We start from the raw sequence: 19,745 nt of genomic DNA, 5'->3' as shown, positions 1-19,745 counted from the left end.
GGTGATGAAGCACCAGAAGTTCCAGTCCGGCTGTTCGTTGTTCACGTATCGACCTCGCATACGGCCTGCGGATTTGTGATCCGGAGGGGCCGCTTCCTCCGGGCCGCGGCAAACCGGAGGGCCAGAGGGGTCGACGAACTTCGAACGCCTGGGGCTGAGTCTACGTGCTTCCGGCACCCTCTCCGGCACTCCAGGAACGCTGATACGGCCCAAAAGCCGCGTATGCGCCTGAAGATCACCGAAAATGTCCACGTGGAGTAACCCATAGGGGTGAAACCGTGTCCGGTATACGCGCACAGGGAACCATTTCCGCAGCCGCCCGTACCCTGATCTACAGGCGCGGGGCCTGGATCAGCGGAAGGACAGCTGGTGGGCCTCATCTCCGGCCTCAAGTCGGTCATCATCGACCGCTGGTCGACGTTCAACTACAAGACCATCTACAGCGACAGCCTCGGCATGCCCAACCGGCGGGCCTTCCCCGAAGCCGCCGCCACCTGGGTACCCGCCGCAGACGAGCGCCGCCTGGCCGCGTACAAGCTGCTCTCCGCGTACGACAACAACCAGGCTGCTGAGCTCGCCGCGATCCGTGACGGGGAAGACGCCCTCGAGCGCCGGGAGTTCGGCGACCCGTCGATGTTCATCGACACGATCACCTCCCACGTCCTCGGCGACGAGCAGACCCTCACCGTCCCCGGAGCCGAACAGGCCGGCGAGGACAACGCACCCCCCGAGGCCGCCGTCGCGGAACGCGTGCAGAACCTCCTACGGGAGTGGGCAGACGAGGAACTCCTGCCCATGCGCCTGCTCCAGACGGAACGCAAGGCCGTCTCCCTCGGCGACGGCGTCTGCCTGCTCTACTGGGACGCCGACAAGCAGCGCGTCCGGATGAAGACCTTCGACCCCGGCTTCTACTTCCCCATCGTGGGCGAGGACGACGACGGCTCCGACTACCCCGACCGCGTGCACTTTGCCTGGGAACTTCCCGAGGACAAGCAGCGCGACCTGCCGGCCCGGGTCCGCCGCATCACCTACCAACTCGACTGGATCCGACCCCAGACCGCCTCCGGAGTCGACCGCACCGGCCGCGCGGTCCGCGCCCCCGTCATGTCCGACCCCACCGACGACACGCCGGCCCAGCCCCTTCTGTCCCGCGGCGACACCGTCGCCCCGTCCGGCGCGATCACCCGCATGTACCCGTGGTCCGAGCAGCCGTCGTACAAGACCGTCTACCTGACCGACGCCACCTGGGAACTCGGCGACCTCAAGGGCGGCGTGGATGTCGACTCTCTGCCCCTGGACAAGGCCACCTTCGCCACCAACGGCCAGGGCGAAGTCCTCGACCACCTGGACATGCTGATCGATTTCATTCCGGTGCTGCACACGCCGAACACCGTCCCCGAACCCGGGGAGCACTGGGGGCTGTCCAGCCTGGGCAAGGTGATGCAAGTCTTCGACGAGCTGTCCGGCTCCGACACCGACTCCTCCCGCGCCTCCGCCACCACCGGAGCACCGATCCTCGCCATCTCCGGGAAGGCCATCAACGGCCAGCAGCAGTACAGCGTGGCCCCGGGCATGGTGTTCACCCTGGGCGAGGGCGGATCCATGGCGTCCGTCGACACCAGCACCAACCTCGCCGAACTCCGCAACCACATCCACGACCTCCAGGACCGCGCCTCCTCCATCGCCCGCCTCCCCGCCGTGTCCATGGGCACCGCGGACGCCTCCAAGTTCACCTCCGGCTACCAGCTCGAGCTGGCCCTGGGCCCGCTGGACTCCCTCATCTCCGCGATGCGCCTGGCCCGTGACCACGTCGACCGGCTCCTGCCGAAGTTCGTGCAGCGCCTGTTCCAGGCCGGCCAGCACCCGGACTGGATCGGGCTGCCAGTTCTGCCGGCCCGGCTGACGCGTGGCTCCTACACCCCCACCGACAAGGCCGCCGGCCTTCAGGAAGTCATTGACGCCCGCAGTGCGGGCCTGGTGTCCCTGGAGACGGCGATCCGTCGCCTGCAAGAGCTGGGCTGGCCTATCGAGGACGCGGAGGACGAGATCCGCCGCATCGACGCCCGGTCCTTCGAGGACGCCCGCCTCCTTGCCGACGCCCTCAACAACCCCGCCGAAACCGCCGCCTTCCTCGGCCGTGAAGCCCCCGATACGCCCGAAGCCCCGGCCATCGTCCTCCCGGAAACCGCGGACGGCGACACCGTGGAAGACCCCGCGACTCCCCCCGCGGCGGGGGCGCAGGGAAGCAGGGGCAACACGTGACGGGAACTGTGCTCAACTTGGATCTAGGCGCGGGGCCTGGACAGTCCATGGGAGGACTTGCACTCATGCGTCGCCCCGCGCAGCAGAACCTCGGACCGGTCGCCGCCACGGCCTGGGCCCACCCCTACCGCGGTGTGGCCGCCCACAGCGTGTTCTACAACTCCGGCGCCACCACCGTCGACCCGAGCACGGCGCCCGCCCCGGTGCCGTCCCCGGCCGACCTCGCCGCCCGCACCGGGCAGCAGCCTCCCAACCCGGCCACCCCGCCCGCCGCGCCGGGCACCGACCCGGATGACGACAAGGTCGCCTTCACCCAGCGCCGCCTGAACAAAATGATGGCCGAGGAGAAGGAAGAAGGCCGCCGCGCCGCGTACCGCGCCGTCGCCGAAGCCGTCGGCGTGGACCCCGATGCCTTCGACCCCGCCCAGTTCGGTGAGATCTTCAAGCAGGCCGAACAGGCCCGCCAGGAGAAGCTGTCTGACGAGCAGCGCCGCGCGGAGGAACTCCAGCGCCGCGAGCAGGCCATCCAGGCCCGCGAAGCCGCGGCCGTGCAGCGGGAGAAGGAAGCAGCCGACCGCGACCGCGCCACCCGCATCCGGGCCGCCCTCGTCACCCTCGGTGCCACCGGCGCCGACCTTGAGGACGCCGCCGCCCTGCTGCGTGTAGCAGACGACGCCGACGACGCGGCCATCCTGACCGCCGCCGAAGAGCTCAAGGGCCGCCGCGGCGAGATGTTCGGCGCCGGGCCCACACCGCAGACCCTTCCCCCTGCCCCGTCCGGCGGCCCGGCCGGCGGCAACGCGCCCCGCCAGCCCATCGCCGAAAAGGACGCCGTACACAAGGCCGCCCGCAAGAGGGCCGAAGACATGGGCCTGCGCCGCGCCGACCCCGCAGCCTGACCCGACAGACCAGCACCACCGAGGGACCACGCCCTAACCCCCGTGGACGGCACCACACCAGGTGCCCTCACCACACACCCGCGTATTTCGCGAAAGGGGCTACGGCGTGGACATCCAGCCGTACACCAGCACCGAGACGCTCGCCGTCGGCCGCCCGTGGCTCATGAGCATGCTCGGTATCGAAGCCAACGTCTCCGTCACTCTCGACCTCACCGCCTTCGACGAGACCCTCCACTGGACGGAGGCGTCCGCCTACCAGCCCGACCGCAAGCTGAAGTCGGGCATCCCCCTCGGCAAGAACACGACGACCGGCCTGTACGAGCCGTATGCCGCCGTCACCAACGAGGTCCAGACCGCCACGATCACCGGCGGCCCGACGGGCGGCACGTTCACCCTGACCTTCTCCGGCCAGACCACCGCGGCGATCGCCTACAACGCCACCGCAGCCACCGTGCAGACCGCCCTGGAGAACCTGTCCAACGTCAACCCGGGCGACATCAAGGTCACCGGCAACGCCGGCGGCCCCTACACGCTCACCTTCGGCGGCCAGTACCTCGGCGACAACGTCGCCTCGGCCACCGCCACCGCATCTCTCACCGGCGGCACTACTCCCGGCGTCACCATGGCCACCACCACCGCCGGCGGCACCGCCACCGCATCCGACGGCACCCAGACCTTCCGCGGCTTCCTCTTCACCGAGATCGCCTTCCACCTGGGAGCCACCAAGGCCGCCGCCCCGCTCATGGTCCACGGCCAGATCGACGTCGCCAAGCTCCCGGTGGCGTTCGACCCCGCCGACCTTCCGGCCGGCTCCAACTCCCAGTTCGTCTACAAGGTCTGATCAGGAGACACCGACATGCCGAACGACATGCTGGAGCTCCTGCTCCGCGACATCAGCCCGACCGAGATTCAGGCCTTCGCCCGCGCGATCCAGACCCCGGCCGACTACGCACTGACCCTGTCGGTGATGCCGGAGCGGACCATCAACTCCGTCCGCTGGGAGACCCGCGGCACCCGCCGACGGGTCGCCGCCGCCTCCTACCGGGCGTGGGACGCCCAGACGAAGGTCGCCACGCGTGAGATCACGCAGTTCGCGACCTCCGGCAAGCTCCTGCCGCTCGGCCAGAAGTACATCGTGGGCGAGTTCGAGACCATCCTCGAGAGCCTCGACCGCGGCATGGACTCCCGTGACCTGGTCAACGCCGTCTACGACGACGTCGCAGCCCACGTCCTGTCCATCAAGAAGCGCCTCGAGCTCGCCGTGGGCGACCTTCTCGTCGACGGCAAGTTCTCCCTCGTCGGCGAGAACGGCCTCACCCTTGAGGCGGACTACGCCGTCCCGGCGGCGAACATGCCGACCGCGCCCACCGCGTGGACGAACCCGGCCGCGGACATCCTCGGTGACGAGATGCGATGGATCGAGGTCCTGCGCGCCTCCGGTGCCCCGGCCCCGTCCCGCGCCCTCACCTCGTACAAGACCGCGGCTCTGATGATGGGCAACGACTCCTACCGCGCCGCCTACTACGGCTCGGTGTCGGCAGGTACGACGCCCACCGCGGTCCTCGCACCCAACGAGGTCAACGTCGTCCGCGCCCGCTACGACCTCCCGCCGATCGAGAAGTACGACGTCAAGATCGAGCTGGACAACGGCACCGACGTCCGCGCGCTGCCGGAGAACATGTTCTTCCTGCTGCCGCCGAACCCCGCCCAGTGGGCGGAGACCCAGTACGGTCTCACCGCCGACGGCCTGATCCTCTCCTCCGGCGGCAACCCCGCCATCGTCCGGGAAGAGGCCCCCGGCATCGTCGTCACCCGCGGCTACCAGGACGACCCGCCGCAGGTGTGGACGAAGGGCTCTGCGGCCGCGCTGCCGGTCATGTACGTCCCGGACATCCACGTCGCAGCGACGGTGTGGTGACCCATGGCCCAGCTCAACAGCACGGTGTACGTGCAGGACCCGCACAGCCACCAGACGGTCGAACTGGCGGCGGGAACGTCGCCCGAGGCACGTCTGGCGGCCCTGGTGACGAACCCCGCCGCGTGGGTCGACGGCAAGCTTCCCCGCCTCCCGAAGGCGAAGACGGACAGCAAGCAGGAGGGGGACGGGGACCCTACCGGCGACGGCCAGGACGACGCCTCTGGCGACAACTCCGAAGCCTCCGCCGACGCTGACCAGGCCGACCCTCCGGCCAAGAAGACCGCCGCACGCAAGACCGCGGCCAACAAGCCGGCCCGGGGCCGGGACGCCGCTGCGGAGGGCACCAGCGGCGACTAGCGGCGTGCGGGCCCGCCCCCAGTGGTGGGGGCGCCAACCGGGCGGGCCCGCACCCGCACCACCCTTCACCGCCCCCAGGAGGGCCCCGTGGACACAGCCATCCAGGCCTGGCTGGTCTCCCAGCTCGGCACCACCACCGACCTCACCGACCTCGAAACCCGCTACGCCCGCCTCGGTACCGCCCGCGCCGTAGCCATCGAGGTCCTCAATCAGCGTCTCGCTGACCTGCGCGCCCAGGCGTCCACGGTCAACCTGTCCGGCGCCGTCAGTGTCTCCTTTGTAGAGAACATCAAGTCCTACGAGCGGAAGATCGCCCTCCTCGAGACCGGCGAACCCCCCGCCCCCGACGAACCCGCCACCGGCACCGACGACGACGGCACCGTCCTCCTTGGCACATTCCAGCTGGTCGAACGGCGACGCCGATGACCACCCCCGTACGGCGTGGACGCACCCTTCGCGCCCGCCTCCTCGCCTACATCACCTCCGGCGTCGACCGGCTCACCGCGGCCTGGCGGATCCTCACCACCGCCCAGACCAGCCTCCTCAACGCGCTCGCTTCTATCCGGCCCGGCCGCAGCGCCGCCACCGGAGCCCGCCTGCGCGCCGCCATCGCCGTCTTCAACACTTCCCTGGCCGCCTTCAGCCGGGCGGCGATGGTCTTCGCCGAGACGTGGGCGGCCACCGACCTGCCGGTCATCTACCGCGAGGGCGCCTGGACGCTCCTGGATAACGCGGACCGCCGCCAGGCCACGTTCACCTGGACGTCTCGCCACCAGGCCGCCGTGACCACGCTGTCCGCGCAGTACTTCGCCGACATCACCAGCCGTATCCAGGAAGCCGTTCGCCGCGGCCGCGCCTTCCTGCGCGCAGCCCAGGACGCCGCCCGCGCCGACACCAACCGGCTCGACACCGACGCCCTGCGCCGCGACCACCCCCTCGAGACGGTCATCTACCAGCGCAACGCCCGCCACCCCGTGGACGCGTGGGCGCGCGCCGCGATCACCTGGCAGGCCGTCACCACCGCCAACACCGCAGCCGCCCGCACCAGCCTGGACGAGCTCGAAGTGTCGTACGTAGAGATCCGCGACGGCGCGGACTGCGGATGGACCTCCCACGACGACCCCGACCGCGCCAACCGCACCCTGCGCACCGTCCAGGACGCCCTCGCCCACCCCACCAGCCACCCCCACTGCGTACGCGAACTCCTTCCCCGCCTGGACCTGCGCGGCCGCGACGACATCCTCTCTGGAGCCCTGCTGTGACCGACCAGCCCACCGAGCCGGAGGCGCACAGCGTTCGTATCGCCGCGCAGCCCGGGCACGCCACCATCACCGTCGACGGCACCCCGCTTCCCGCAGGCACGGTCACCGGATACACCCTCCAGCACGACATCGCTGGCCAGCTCCCGGTCCTCGTCCTGCACACCCGGCAGCCCGACGGCGTCGCCTTTGAAGGCCTCGCCCGCGTCGCTGTCGGCGTCCAGCGCAGCCCGGGCGAGATCGTCGCCGCGTTCCTCGCCGAAGTCGACCCCGTCCTCCTCGACCAGGAGGCGCTGAACCGGTCCGACTACGGCGGCGGGCCCGGCGCCACCGCCCGCGCCATGCTCCAGACCCTGACCGAATACGCCAAGGGCACGGGGGGCTGACATGGCCGGACTCGACCTCTCCGGAGTCGCCGCCTTCCTCGAAGGCTTCATCCTCCTGGACACCCTGCGCTTCTCCCAGCCCGGCAGCGGCCAGCCCGTCTTCAACGACACCACCGGCCTCTACGAGTACCCGGACCTGGACCCCTTCTGGGAAGGGACCGGCGCTGTGTTTCCCGCCGCCACCACCGGCGGCGTGACCGGTCTGCCGGTGGCGAGCATGCCGTGGGTCGACGAGACCCGGTCCCGATACCGGGCCTTCACCCCGCTCGCCGCGCCCGTCGCGGAACGCGGAATGATCGTCACCGTGGTCCAGGTCCACCCTGGCGGAGACCTGCAACTCCTCAACCGGCAGTGGACCGTGCAGGACCCGTCCGCCGCCGGAACCGTCGGAGCACTGCGCATCACTGGCATGGACCAGGTGCAGCAGACCCGAGAGACCGGGTGACCACCGTGGACCTCGCAGACCTCGCCAGCCGGCTGGACCGGGCAGCCGACCGCGTCGGCCCGGAAATCGACCGCACCATCCAGCAGCAGGGCCGCCTCCTGCGCGCCCTCATCATGGAACGCGCCTCCGGCCGGCCCGGCCCGAACGTCATCACCGACCAGTACCGGCCCTCGTGGAAGCCGGAACCCTTCGGGGTCCCTGACGGCGGAGGAGTAGAAGTCGGCACCCGCAAGCCGCAGGGCCGCCGCCTGGAGTTCGGCTTCTACGACATGACCGACAGCATCGGACGACACTACTTCCAGCCGCCGTTCCCGCACGTCGGACCAGCCGTGAACGAACTCGAAGACGACTGGCCGGTCCCGTTCAAAGCCGCCTGCGACCGAATCTTCGGGGGTGCCTGATGATCGCCCGGAAGCCGGTCACCGCAGCCGTCAAGGCACTGCTGGAGTCCCTCACCACGTTCCCCGTCGGGGTGCGTACCGTGCCCATCGACCCGGACACCAGCAAACCCATATCTCCGCCGTACACGCTGCTGTACCCCCTGGACCACACCATCAACGACGCGACCCTGGCCGACCGGCACACCACCGCGGTCTCCGAGTACCAGGCCACCTTCGTCTCCGGCACCACCCCCGGCATCCCCACCAGCCTCGGAGGAGACGAGCAGGCGCAGTGGCTCGCCGACCGCGGCCGCAAAGTCATTGCCCGGCCAGCCGACGGCAGCCCCGGCTACGCCCACCCCCTCACCATCCCCGGCGTCGGCTGCTACCAGCGCGAGGCCCGCGAGGCAGGGGGAACACAAAACGCTGAGGATGCCATCATCACCAGTGTGATCCGTTTCCGGTTCTTCCTCGAAGAGACCGGCGCCTGACCCCCGGTCAGGGATTCACCGCACCGCGGCGGGACCCCACGCGGACGCCACCATCCAGGTGGCCGCCACACCGACACACGTGTAGCAGGGGTCCCCATCGGCCCCTATCCGCGAGGGGCCATTCATGAGGTTCAACCGCAAGGGCGTTACGAAGATCAAGTTCGTGCCGACGATCGCATCGGATGCGCTGATCCCGACGCGCTCCGAGATCAGCGCAGGGACAGACCTGACCGACGGGGTCCGTTCCATCGACGGATGGAGCCTGGAGAACCAGCCCATCGAGACCCCCGACATGGGCTCCACCTTCGTCTCCAAGATCGACGGCGACGACAGTGCGGCCGACAGCTCCCTCGGCTTCTACGAGGACAGCACCGTCGACGACATCGAGACCGACCTCGCCAAGGGGACCACGGGCTTCATCTGCATCTTCTCCAAGGGCGACGTCCCCGCCGGGAAGGGCCTCGACGTCTACCCGGTCAAGGTCGCCTCCAACTCGAAGGCGTACAGCACGGACAACGAGGCCGCGCAGATCAACGTGGCTTTCGTCATCACCGACCGGCCGGCCTTCAACCAGACCGTTCCGGCCGCGGGCACCGACGAGGTCCAGACCGTCACCATCACCGGCAGCCCCACCGGCGGCACGTACACGCTCACCTTCAGCGGGCAGACCACCTCCGGGATCGTCTACAACGCCACCTCCGGCCAGGTCCAATCCGCCCTCGAGGCCCTGTCCAACATCGCGTCCGGTGACGTGGTGTGCGCCGGCGGCCCCCACCCGGGAACCCCGGTCACCGTCACGTTCGGCGGCGACTACGACGGTGAGGACGTCCCGCAGATGACCGCGTCCGCCGCGTCCCTGACCGGCGGCACCTCCCCGGCCGTCAACGTCACCACCACCACACCCGGCGGCTGACGCTCAACCATCCCCTAGCCCCCGGCCGGGCCCCGGTGTACTTGGGAAGGGCGCCGCGCGCGCCCGGCCGGGCCTTCCCACACGGAGACCCGAATGAGCAGCAACACCTGGGACGAACTCGCCAAGCGACTGGACGCCGTCCCCAAGCCCGTCCAGGAACTGCGCCTGTGCCCCGACCCCGAGGTCCGCGACCGCTACCTGACGGCCAAGAAGGACCACGAGCAGGCCGACAACTACCTCAAGCAGATGGGCAAGGACGCCGACCCTGAGGCCCTCGCCCACGTGCAGAAGGAAGCCCAGGCCGCTGCCGAGGAACTCGCGGCCGCCAAGAGCGCCTACGACAAGGTCACCATCGTTCTGAAGTTCAAGGCCCTCCCGCGCGGCGAACTGGAGAAGCTCCAGAACGCGCACCCCGCCGGCGAGCAGGACGAAGCCAAGGGCGAGGACTACGCCTTCGAGACGTTCGCACCCGCCCTCATCTCCGCCGCGTCGATGAACGAGATGCCCGTCGACTACGCCGCCAAGGCCCTCGACCAGTGGGCTCCCGGTGACGCCCGCGACCTGTGGAACGCCGCCTGGTCCATCCAGCACGCCCGCAGGACCGACCTGGGAAAAGGCTGATCGATGACACCCGGTTTCGTGCCGAGATGGACCTCTGCCGTCAGTACCGCATCCCGCACAGCCACTTTCGCGGCCACGGCGACGGCACCTGGACCGATCTCGACCGGCGCAAAGCCCTCGCCTACGAGGCCTACCTCAAGCAGGTCTGCCCCGGCTGCGGCACCCGGCCCGAGGAATGGGACGAGGTCATGGGCGGCGACGAGGACGCCTACCGGGCCATCACCCACCGGTGCATCGGCTGCGAACTCATCGCCGACAAGACCAAGACCGTCCCCGAAGGCGACGAAGGACACGGCGTGAAAGTCGCCCTGATCCCCGCCAGCGTCCACGCCGCCCTGCAACTTCAGCGCAGCCACCAGCACTAGAACAGAAGGGAGCCCGCGGTGTCCGAGTGGAACCTGTCCGTACGGCTGACCGGCCAGGGCTCCGGACTCGCCCGCACCCTTCGCGACCTGTCCCGCGACGCCGACCGCGCCTCCACCCGCGTCAACGCCCTGCGCCGCGACATCGACCGACTGCGCGCCGACACACGTAACCCGATCCGCGTCCGCATCGACGTCGACGCAGGCCACCTCCGCTCCGACGTTCGAGCAGCACTCACCAGCGCCGGAGCCGGGCAGGGCTTGCGCGTCCGCCTGGACCTCGACGCCGACCACCTGCGCGGCGAAGTCCGCGCCGCGCTGACCACCGCGGGCGCCGGTCAGGGCATGTCTGTCAACCTGCGCCTCGGAAACTCGATGCAGCTGCGCCGCGAAGTGGAAGCCGCGGTCCGCTGGGCGGCGTGGGGCCACCGCATCGAGATCCCCATCGGGCTCGCCGACCCCATGCAGCTGCGCCGCGACGTCTCCGCCGCAGTGCGGTGGGCGTCGATGAACCAGACCGTGCGCGTACGCGTCGTAGCAGACACCAGTGCGCTCACCACTCTGGGAAGCACTGTCGGGGGAGGCAGCAGCAACAAGGCGGACTTCGGACTGAACGGCCTCCTGGGACTGGCCACCGCCGCCATTCCCCTTGTCGCCGGACTGTCCACCAGCCTGGCGCCGTTGCCCGGGATGTTCGCAGCCGGCGGGACCGCGGCCGCCGCGTTCGGCATCGCCATCGCCGGGCAGATCGAACCGCTGTCGCAGGTCGCCGACGCACAGAAAAAGTACGAGGAAGCCGTTCGCGACAACGGCCGCTCCTCCAAAGAGGCGATGCAGGCGCAGCTCGCCTACCAGAAGATGCTGACCGCCCTGCCGCCCGCGACGCAGTCCGCAGCAATCGCTCTGGCAGGTCTGAAGCAGGACTTCAGCGAGTGGTCGGATTCGATGGCCGGATTCACGATGGTCCCGGTCACCAAGGGCATCACCATCCTGGACACGCTCATTCCGCGTCTCACCCCGCACGTGCAGTCCGCGTCCAGCCAGCTCGACAGGCTGCTGACCGTGGCGGGCGGCGCCGTGAACACGCCCGGCTTCGACGCCATGGCCAAGCGCTTCGAGACGTTCAGCGGTCGGCAGCTGGACGAGATGACCGACAAGGTCATTCACTTCATGCGTGTCCTGTCCGAGGGCGACGTAGGCGGCGGCGGGGCCATCCAGGAGTTCATGGCCTATGCCAAGGAGAACGGGCCAGCCGCACGCGAAGCGATCAGTGCGATCTCTGCCGCGCTCGTCACTCTCCTGCGGGGTGCTGCGGAGGCCGGCCCGAGCATGCTGACCCTGGTCACCGCGGCCGCCAAGCTGGTGTCCGCGCTGCCCCCGGAGTTGGTCGGGATCATCATCCAGGTCGCGACCGCGCTGAAGCTCCTCCAGCTGTCCGGCGCCGGCATGGCCGCCCTCGCAGGTGGCGTCGCCGCGGTGTCCACCCGCATCACCGCCCTGACGGCCGTGTCCACGGCAGCGGGTGGCGGCCTCGCCGGGCTCCGCGCCGCGTTCATGTCCCTGGGCGTCGCCGCCCGGACCATGCTCATCGGCTCCGGCATCGGGATCCTGCTGGTAGTCCTGTCGCAGCTGTCGGAGATGAGCAAGAAGGCTCCGCCAGACGTCGACAAACTCACCACGTCGATGCGCTCCCTCGCGTCCACAGGGCAGGCGAGCGGCGAAGCGGCCCGCGTGTTCGGCAAGGACCTGTCCGGGCTCGCCGACGCCTTGCAGAAGGTGAAGGACCCGAAGGGCTTGGACCAGGTCCAGCAGTCCATCGTAAGCTTCTTCGGCACCGACTCCACCCCTATTGCGGACGCCAAGAAGGACATCGACGCCCTCGACAAGAGCCTCGCCGGGCTGGTGAAGAACGGTCAGGCGGACCTGGCGGCGGCCTCCCTGGAGCAGATCACCCAGAGGCTGAAGAAGCAGGGACACTCCGCCAAGGAGATCAAATCCCAACTGGACGACTACAAGTCCGCGCTCGCCGACGCCGCCTTCGAGCAGGAAATGGCAGCCGAAGCCATGGGCGTCTTCGGCTCAGCGGCACAGGACACCCAGTCAAAGCTCGACGCCCAGAAGGCCTCCGCCGACGGCCTCCGCCAGAGCATCCAGGCCCTGAACGACGTCAACCGAGCCGCCGGCAGCGCCATGAGCGCCTTCGAAGAGTCCGTCGACAACGCCATCGCAGCTGCCAAAGACCACGCCGGCACGCTCAAAATGACCAACGGCGAACTCAACCTGGGATCAGAGAAGGCCCGCGAGTCGGAGAAGGCCCTGTCCGACCTGGCCGCCGACACCGACGCCGCGGCAGCAGCGGCCCGGGAGCAGGGCAAGTCGTGGGGCTACGTGCAGGGCATCATGACCCGCGGCCAGAAGACCTTCTCGGACGCGGCACAGAAGATGGGCCTCACAAAGGAACAGGCCGACGCCCTCGCCCAGTCCTACATCTCCATCCCCGACAGCAAGACCACGCTGGTGGAGATGCGCACCGAGGACGCCATCTCCGGCCTCACCTCGGTCATCGAGGCCATCCAGAAGACCCCGGACGCCAAGTCCGTCACGGTCAAGGCCCTCACCGACGACGCGATCCTCCAGCTGACCGAGCTCGGCTTCTCGGTCACCACCCTGAAGGACGGCTCCTTCAAGGTCACCGCGAACACGGCCACCGCGCAGGAAGGCCTGACGTCTCTTCAAGCCGTCCGTGACGGCCTCAAAGACAAGACGATCAAGCTGGACACGCAGACCGCCGACGCGATCACCGATCTCGAGGCAGTCCAGGCGAAGGTCAAGGGCACCAACGGCAAGACCATCACGATGAAGGCGCCGACCGCAGCCGCGCGGGAGCAGCTCACCCTCCTCGGATTCAAGATCAAGGACACCAAGGGCAAGAACGTCCAGATCACCGTCCCGACCGGCACGCAGCGCGCCAACGTGGGCGCCCTCGCCGCCACCATCGCTGGCCTGCGGGACCGCTCGATCACCATCACCACCAGCTACGTCATCAAGGGCAACCCGAACGTCGCCTCCGGCACCTACCTTGGCTCCACCGCAGGCCGATCGGCCGACGGAAACATCTACGCCGGCGCGCGTGTGCAGCGCTTCGCCTCGGGCGGGATGCGCGAAAACCACGTCGCGCAGATCGCCCGCCCACAGCCTGACCTGCGGATATGGGCGGAGCCGGAGACTCAGGGCGAGGCCTACGTTCCTTTCGCCCCGTCGAAGCGGGTCCGCTCCCGCGCCATCACCGAGGAAGTCGTCCGGCGACTGGGGGGCGACCCGGCCAGCATCCAGTGGAACGCCAACGGCTCCGTCACCGACTGGCGCTACGACCCCCAGACCGGCTCCCTGTACTCCCCGTCCGACGCCGGCCAGGCCGGAAACAAGACGCGCAAGGTCAAGGGCAAAGAGGTCGCCTACTTCGATATCGGCGCCGTCGAAAAGAAGATCAAGTCTGCGTCGATGGCCACCAACGCCTGGAACAAGGACCTCGAGAAGGTCGCCGACCGGGTCGGTGGTGACGTTGCCGAGGCTCTCGCCTCCATGGGGGAGGAAGGCCGCAAGCTCGCCGACAAGATGGCCAACGGCTCCACCAAGTACATCAACGACATGGCGTCCGCTCTGCGCAACCTTCAGTCCACGGCCAAAGCCTCCCTGACGGACTACACGCGCCAGTTGACCAAGGCGAACACCCTCAACAAGACGTTCTCCGACAACCTCGCCACCCTCGCCGCGCAGGGCTTCGGCGACCTTGCCGGACAGCTCGCCTCCCAGAACGACGAAGCCGCCCAGCAGCTCGCCGCGGCCGCCGTGAAGGACAAGGGCAAGGCGACGTCCGCAAACGCGCAGGCCAAGGCCGCCAACACGGCCCTTACCTCCGAGCAGGTGTCCGAACTCGTGCAGATCATCGCGGCGATCAGCACCAGCACGACCGGCATCCACGATGTGGCCGGGAAGACGGGTCTGGGCGAAGACGAGATCATCTCGGTCGCCACCAAGGCCAAAACACAGATCACCAAGTCCCTCGGCTCGAGGGCCACCAAGTTCCTCACCGACCTGGGCCGGGCCGGGCAGGGCCTGTCCTACGCCAACGGCGGCATCCGCGCCGGCATGTACGCCACCCAGGGCGGCATCATCCGCTTCGCCGAACCCGAGACCCACGGCGAGGCACTGATCCCCCTCGGGCCGAACAAGCGCCGCGCTGCGATGCCCGTCCTGGCCGACGTCGCCCACCGGTTCGGAGTCGGCATCACGGACGCCGCCGCATCCCGCCCGGTCGTCATCGTCCAGGGGTCCGGCGACACCCACGTCAGCGTCACCGCGGTCCGCTCCGGCGCCACCGCATCAGACATCGGATCGCAGGTCGGACGGTCCGTCCGCCGTGCCCGCAGGGGAGGGGTGGCAGCCCGTGCCGGATCCTGAGCTCGCAGACTGGCAGTACGACCTGGGTGGCGTCGTCATCGGGACGGGCACCAATGTCAACGTCATCGAGACCACCGGCCTGGGCCGTCCACCGGTCCGGGACAACGACGCCGACCAGCCGTCCATGGACGGGATGTTCGCCGGCCCGGACTACTGGGCCGGCCGCCAGGTCCAGATCGATGCCGCCATCAACACGCCCGGACAGCCGGACGCCTGCCACGACGTGATCGCCGCCCTCCAGGCCGCCGCCGATACGGCCGCGGTACGTCTGGTCGGCGGCCAGGGCATGACGTTCCGGCTGAAGCGGCCCGGCCGGCCCGTGAAGCGGCTGACCGGCCGGATGCGGAAGCTCGACCCCGAGTTCAGCCGGGCCATCCACGGCTACGTCCCCCTCGACATCGAGCTTCTGGCCCACGACCCCACGTTCTACGCCGACACCGAGACCACCACCGAACTCCCCCTCGGATGGCTCACCGGCGGCGGCTTCGCCGCACCGATCGTCGCCCCCATCTTCGTGCAGGACGGAACCGTCGCCGCCGACCGGCCCGGCTGGGTCACCAACTTGGGGGACGCCGAGGCCTGGCCAGTCATCCGCATCACCGGCCCCTGCGCCAACGTGACCATCACCAACGTCGCGTCGGGCCGCACCCTTGCCCTGCCCACGCTGGAACTGGACGCCGACCAGTGGGTGGAGATCGACACCCGGCCCGGCTACCGGACCGTCACCTGGGACAACGGCGGCAACGCATCCACCTACCTCAGTCCGGGCTCCCGCCTCGACCTTTTCTCCCTGCCGCCCGGCCAGTCCGAGATGCGCTGGACCGCTTTCGATGCCACCAACACCGCCCGCCTCCGCCTGACCTGGCGCGACGCCTACATCGCCCTGTGAGGACGACATGACCCTCTACCCGGTGCCGATCCTCACCAACGGGGCAACGCACTCAGCCGAACAGTTCCGCGCCATGGTCCAGGACCTCGCCCGCGGCAGCGAGGGAATCACCGCAGGCACCGACCTGAAGGTCACCCAGCTCGGGACCCCGGGCGGGGGCGTGCAGATCGCCGAAGGATCCGCCGTCGTCCGCGGCCGCGTCAGCGCCTTCCAGGGCAGCTACTCCGCCCGCAACCAGGGATCCTCCACCGTCAGCATCGCTGCCCAGGGCGCCGGCTCCGGCCGCTCCGACATGGTCATCCTGCGCGTAGAGGACCCCGAGTACGAGGGAACCCTCGACCCGGCCACCCAGGCGATCAACTACTTCCAGGTCCTCTCCAACGTCTCTTCCAGCGCCACCACCATCCCCGGCGGCCTCACCGGGATCCCTCTGGCCCGCATCGACATTCCCGCGTCCACATCGACCATCACCAACGCGATGATCGTGGACCTGCGGCAGATCGCGAACCCCCGCCGGGATCGCACCCAGTACATTCACTCGCCTACCGGCACTTCCACCGCCATCAGCAACACCAACGGATCCTTCAGCTATTTCTCCAGCGAGGCCGGCTGGAACGTTGCCGTACCGGCGTGGGCGTCCAAGGCCGTCATCACCGTCGATATTGCCCAGCTTCGCTATTCGTCCAACCAGTTCACTGGCTACCTGCGCGCGAACTTCGGCTCCTCGCTCAGCCTCCAGCAGGTGATCCTGGACGACAACCAGACGGGCGTCCGCCGGGCCGCCATGTTCGTCGCCGACACGCTGACACTGCCCGACGCCTACCGCGGCACCACCCAGCTCCTGCGCGCGCAAGCCACCGGCACCACCGGCAACGTCGGCACCGTCACCGTCGACGTCTCCACGACGTTCCGCTACGACGTCGAATTCCAAGAGGCCCCCAGGTGACCGTCACCCCGCCCGTCCGGGTCCTCACCCAGCACGCCCTTACCGGCGAATGGCTGTCCAACAGCCTCCCCGTCATCGACCTGGAGTACGGGCCCGAACTCTCCGGACCGGGCAACCTGTCCGGGAAGCTGTCGCCGCGGCTGGTGTCGTCCAATCCGTCACTGGCCGACCCCGGCACCACCTGCATCTACGTGGAGTCCTCCGACGGCGAAATCCAGTGGGGCGGTCTGGTCTGGCACGGCGAAATCCAGGGGGGCGCCTTCTCCTTCGAGGCAGCGTCCTGGTCGTCCTACTTGCAAAAGCGCTTCGACCTGGACGGAGAACACGGCGGACGCGGCCCCTACGTCAACGCCGACCGATGCGACGTCATCCGCAACGCCTGGGAGTACGCGCAGTCCATCCCCGACGGAGACCTGGGAGTCATCGTCGACGACACCGTCTCCACCTCCACGATCGGCACCCCGGCAGAGCCCTACCACTCCTACTGGTACGACCTGAAGTCCCTGGGCTCCCAAGTCGACGAGATGGTCACCGACCAGGCCACCCCCGAATACACGTGTACCACCACCTGGAACAGCGACAAGAGCGACGTCGTCAAACGGATCCGACTGGGCTGGCCACGCCTGGGACGCCGGCGCACGGACATCCAGTTCGCCTCCGGAATCAACATCATCGAAGACCCCTCCAAGACGATGGCAGGCGACGACTACGCCCAGGTCGTCATCGGAACCGGAGCCGGTGACGGCAGCGCCAAACTGCGGCAGATCTCCGCCGTCCGTAACGGCCGCCTCCGCCTTGAGGCCGGGGCTTCCTTCCCCGAACTGAACGGCAACGACACCCTCGCCCGGCGCACCGACTGGGAACGCGCCTGGCGGCAGTCCATGGGATCGGTCGGACAGGTAACCCTCCGCAACACCGACACGGCCCCCTACGGGTCGTGGCAGGTCGGAGACGACGTCTACACCCGGGTCCACAACGACTGGACCGACTACTCCGGCTGGTGCCGTGTCATCGGCTGGACCATCAAGCCCGCCACGACGGGAGGCCCGCAGGCCGTGATCGACCTGAAACCGTCCGAGATGTACCAGTACGGAGGCGTGTGATGGACATCGGCCGTGAACTCCAGCAGCTACGGGCCAAGCTGGAGGCGATCGAACGCTCCGCCCGGCTCTCCCACGCCTCCCTCGACAACACGGCCATCACCGTGAAGGACGGCACCGGCACAGTCCGGGGAGCGATCGGCATGCAGCCCGACGGAACCATCGGCCTCATCGCCGTCGACGGCCCCCCGCCCGGCGCCCCCACCGCACCGATCGTCACCCCGTCGATCGGTGGCCTGCGCATCGTCTGGGACGGCGCACTCGCCGACGGCACCCCGCTGCCCGCCGACTTCGACCACGTCGCCGTCCACGTCTCCACCAGCCCCGGCTACACCCCCTCCGCGGCCACATTCGTCGGGACCATCACCCGCTCCGGCACCGGCGGTATGCTCCCCGTCACACCCCTGCCGTACGTGGCGCACTACGTCGTCCTGACCGCAGTGAACTCCTCCGGCATTGCAGGCGCAGCATCCGCCGAGACCGCGGCCACTCCGGTCCAGGTTGAAGGGCCCGACCTCACCGCAGGATCCGTCACCGCAGCCGCCATCGAAGCCGGGGCCATCACCGCGGAGAAACTCGAGGCCATCCTCCAGCTCGCCACCCGCATCGTCGCCGGCAACCCATCCGGGGCCCGAGTCGAACTGAACGAGGACGGCCTGCGCGTCTACGACGGTTCGAACGTCCTCGTCATCCAGTTCAACTCCGCCGACGGGTCCGCGGTGTTCACCGGCGACATCACCGGCTCCGACATCAGCGGCTCCACCGTCACCGGAGGTCTGTTCCAGACCGACACCACCGGCGAACGTGTCGTCATCAACGAAGGCGACAACAACGACATCCGCATCTACAACGCCGCCAACACCCTGGTCGGCGTGTTCAGTAAGGACGGCGTTGGATGGAAAGGCACCAACGGATCCGTACTCAGTCTCAACGCGAACGCAACCCTTCCGAACCTCCTCTGGCGCAACTCCACCCTCACCAAGTCGGCTACCATCCAAGCTTTCCAAGACGGCAGCGGAAACATTGCGCTGGAGACGGTGACCAGCAAGTTCGCCGACGGCGGCCCCTACACTGACCTGATCTGGCACCAGTACATGGGCAAGGACGTGGCGTTCATCGAACGCATGCGCGACGACGGCGCTTTCACCACCTACATCGGCGGCGCCCTCTCCCTCGCGCCCGGGTATGCCCGGCTACAACTCAACAACACCGACAGCCCCACGCAGACAAGCAAGTTGTCGATGGAACCCGCCCTCGGGTACGTCGACAACGCCCGCTTCCAGGTCCTCGCCCCCGCATCCAGCAACACCGCTCTGTACGCCCAGGCAGCTACCGGACACACCGGGAACCTGCTTCGTCTCTACCGGGACGCCGATAAGTTCACCGTGGATACCAACGGCAATACCGTCGTCGCGGGCACCGTCCTACGCGAAACAGCCTGGAGCAGCCTCTCCTACGCCACCGGCTGGGCCGGATACGGCAGCCCCTACGGCAGCGGCCGCTACCGCCTCAACACCCGCGGCGGCGTCGACCTCCGCGACCTGATCCGACGCACCGCAGCCACCACCATCGCCAACGGCGAGACCGTCGCCACCCTCCCCGTCGGATACCGGCCCACCACCACCATCCAGTGGAAGCAGCTCGCCGGCGACGCAGGAGGCGTCGTCTCCGTCAACGTCGCAACCACCGGCGCCATCACCCTGACCGGCATGAACGCCGCAGCCATCACCTACCTCAGCACCGGCTCCGGATTCCTCTCCCTGAACAACCACGCCTTCCCCCTGGACGCCTGATCCCGCAAGCCCGCCAATACCAGGGGCAACACGCCGCCCGCACGCCCGTACCCTGATCAGCAGGGCGACCCTCCGCCCTGCACCACCCCCGAGGGACGACCACACCACAGTGGTCCGCAACGCTTCAGACGGCTCTGGGCGCGGGGAGTGCAGGAGTCCGGGCGAGTGCCCGATCTCGACATCAGACGGTATGACGTGACCGGCCCATTCGGCCGGCACCTCGTGCTGGACCCGCGCAGCCTGGCTTACCGGCCGCGCCCTGC

19 protein-coding genes are annotated in these 19,745 nt (G+C 68.9%); all 19 read left to right on the top strand.

Annotated features, from left to right (window positions below; genetic code table 11):
* The first annotated feature begins 369 nt into the window (after nucleotides 1–369).
* The 19 genes from ACFVYS_RS30985 to ACFVYS_RS30895 all read left to right on the top strand — a co-directional run bounded on the left by ACFVYS_RS30985 (nucleotide 370) and on the right by ACFVYS_RS30895 (nucleotide 19,482).
* The gene (locus ACFVYS_RS30985) at nucleotides 370–2,262 is read left to right on the top strand and encodes a hypothetical protein (protein WP_389507386.1); all 1,893 of its coding nucleotides are present in this window, start codon (nucleotides 370–372) and stop codon (nucleotides 2,260–2,262) included.
* Between the two features lie 65 nt (nucleotides 2,263–2,327).
* Nucleotides 2,328–3,161, top strand: a complete 834-nt coding sequence (locus ACFVYS_RS30980) for a hypothetical protein (RefSeq protein ID WP_389507385.1) — start codon at nucleotides 2,328–2,330, stop codon at nucleotides 3,159–3,161.
* A 106-nt stretch (nucleotides 3,162–3,267) separates the two neighbouring features.
* Nucleotides 3,268–4,002, top strand: a complete 735-nt coding sequence (locus ACFVYS_RS30975) for a hypothetical protein (RefSeq protein ID WP_389507383.1) — start codon at nucleotides 3,268–3,270, stop codon at nucleotides 4,000–4,002.
* A 15-nt stretch (nucleotides 4,003–4,017) separates the two neighbouring features.
* A complete protein-coding gene (locus ACFVYS_RS30970; RefSeq protein ID WP_389507381.1) occupies nucleotides 4,018–5,079 on the top strand; it encodes a major capsid protein in 1,062 nt (353 codons plus the stop codon).
* A 3-nt stretch (nucleotides 5,080–5,082) separates the two neighbouring features.
* Nucleotides 5,083–5,436 (top strand): hypothetical protein, encoded by a 354-nt coding sequence (locus ACFVYS_RS30965; RefSeq protein ID WP_389507379.1) that lies wholly within the window; start codon nucleotides 5,083–5,085, stop codon nucleotides 5,434–5,436.
* Nucleotides 5,437–5,523: 87 nt separating this feature from the next.
* Nucleotides 5,524–5,862: a hypothetical protein gene (locus ACFVYS_RS30960; RefSeq protein WP_389507377.1), complete on the top strand. Its 339-nt coding sequence runs from the start codon at nucleotides 5,524–5,526 to the stop codon at nucleotides 5,860–5,862.
* Nucleotides 5,859–6,698 carry a hypothetical protein gene (locus ACFVYS_RS30955; protein WP_389507375.1) on the top strand — a complete coding sequence of 280 codons (840 nt, stop codon included), beginning with the start codon at nucleotides 5,859–5,861 and terminating at the stop codon, nucleotides 6,696–6,698. Before ACFVYS_RS30960 ends, ACFVYS_RS30955 begins: the two co-directional genes overlap by 4 nt.
* Nucleotides 6,695–7,081 carry a hypothetical protein gene (locus ACFVYS_RS30950; protein WP_389507373.1) on the top strand — a complete coding sequence of 129 codons (387 nt, stop codon included), beginning with the start codon at nucleotides 6,695–6,697 and terminating at the stop codon, nucleotides 7,079–7,081. Before ACFVYS_RS30955 ends, ACFVYS_RS30950 begins: the two co-directional genes overlap by 4 nt.
* A 1-nt stretch (nucleotide 7,082) precedes the next feature.
* Nucleotides 7,083–7,526, top strand: coding sequence for a DUF6093 family protein (locus ACFVYS_RS30945; RefSeq protein WP_389507372.1), 444 nt, complete (start codon nucleotides 7,083–7,085; stop codon nucleotides 7,524–7,526).
* A gap of 5 nt (nucleotides 7,527–7,531) precedes the next feature.
* Nucleotides 7,532–7,927: an HK97 gp10 family phage protein gene (locus tag ACFVYS_RS30940; protein ID WP_389507370.1), complete on the top strand. Its 396-nt coding sequence runs from the start codon at nucleotides 7,532–7,534 to the stop codon at nucleotides 7,925–7,927.
* Nucleotides 7,927–8,397 (top strand): hypothetical protein, encoded by a 471-nt coding sequence (locus ACFVYS_RS30935; RefSeq protein ID WP_389507369.1) that lies wholly within the window; start codon nucleotides 7,927–7,929, stop codon nucleotides 8,395–8,397. Before ACFVYS_RS30940 ends, ACFVYS_RS30935 begins: the two co-directional genes overlap by 1 nt.
* Nucleotides 8,398–8,521: 124 nt before the next feature.
* Entirely contained in the window at nucleotides 8,522–9,310 is a 789-nt protein-coding gene (locus ACFVYS_RS30930) for a hypothetical protein (RefSeq protein WP_389507367.1), read from the top strand.
* A gap of 93 nt (nucleotides 9,311–9,403) precedes the next feature.
* Nucleotides 9,404–9,931: a hypothetical protein gene (locus tag ACFVYS_RS30925; protein WP_389507365.1), complete on the top strand. Its 528-nt coding sequence runs from the start codon at nucleotides 9,404–9,406 to the stop codon at nucleotides 9,929–9,931.
* 26 nt (nucleotides 9,932–9,957) lie between these two features.
* The gene (locus tag ACFVYS_RS30920) at nucleotides 9,958–10,296 is read left to right on the top strand and encodes a hypothetical protein (RefSeq protein ID WP_389507363.1); all 339 of its coding nucleotides are present in this window, start codon (nucleotides 9,958–9,960) and stop codon (nucleotides 10,294–10,296) included.
* Nucleotides 10,297–10,314: 18 nt separating this feature from the next.
* Nucleotides 10,315–14,754, top strand: a complete 4,440-nt coding sequence (locus ACFVYS_RS30915; RefSeq protein ID WP_389507361.1) for a hypothetical protein — start codon at nucleotides 10,315–10,317, stop codon at nucleotides 14,752–14,754.
* A complete protein-coding gene (locus ACFVYS_RS30910; protein ID WP_389507360.1) occupies nucleotides 14,741–15,643 on the top strand; it encodes a phage distal tail protein in 903 nt (300 codons plus the stop codon). Before ACFVYS_RS30915 ends, ACFVYS_RS30910 begins: the two co-directional genes overlap by 14 nt.
* A gap of 7 nt (nucleotides 15,644–15,650) precedes the next feature.
* Complete coding sequence (locus ACFVYS_RS30905) at nucleotides 15,651–16,589, top strand: hypothetical protein (protein WP_389507358.1); 939 nt, start codon at nucleotides 15,651–15,653, stop codon at nucleotides 16,587–16,589.
* Nucleotides 16,586–17,692, top strand: coding sequence for a hypothetical protein (locus tag ACFVYS_RS30900; RefSeq protein ID WP_389507356.1), 1,107 nt, complete (start codon nucleotides 16,586–16,588; stop codon nucleotides 17,690–17,692). The genes ACFVYS_RS30905 and ACFVYS_RS30900 overlap by 4 nt, the downstream gene beginning before the upstream one ends.
* Nucleotides 17,692–19,482 carry a hypothetical protein gene (locus tag ACFVYS_RS30895; RefSeq protein WP_389507354.1) on the top strand — a complete coding sequence of 597 codons (1,791 nt, stop codon included), beginning with the start codon at nucleotides 17,692–17,694 and terminating at the stop codon, nucleotides 19,480–19,482. The genes ACFVYS_RS30900 and ACFVYS_RS30895 overlap by 1 nt, the downstream gene beginning before the upstream one ends.
* The last annotated feature ends 263 nt before the right edge of the window (nucleotides 19,483–19,745 follow it).

It is taken from the genome of Streptomyces sp. NPDC058295, from assembly GCF_042880655.1.
Classification (GTDB): domain Bacteria; phylum Actinomycetota; class Actinomycetes; order Streptomycetales; family Streptomycetaceae; genus Streptomyces; species Streptomyces coriariae.
This window is presented reverse-complemented; position numbering and strand designations above follow the sequence as displayed.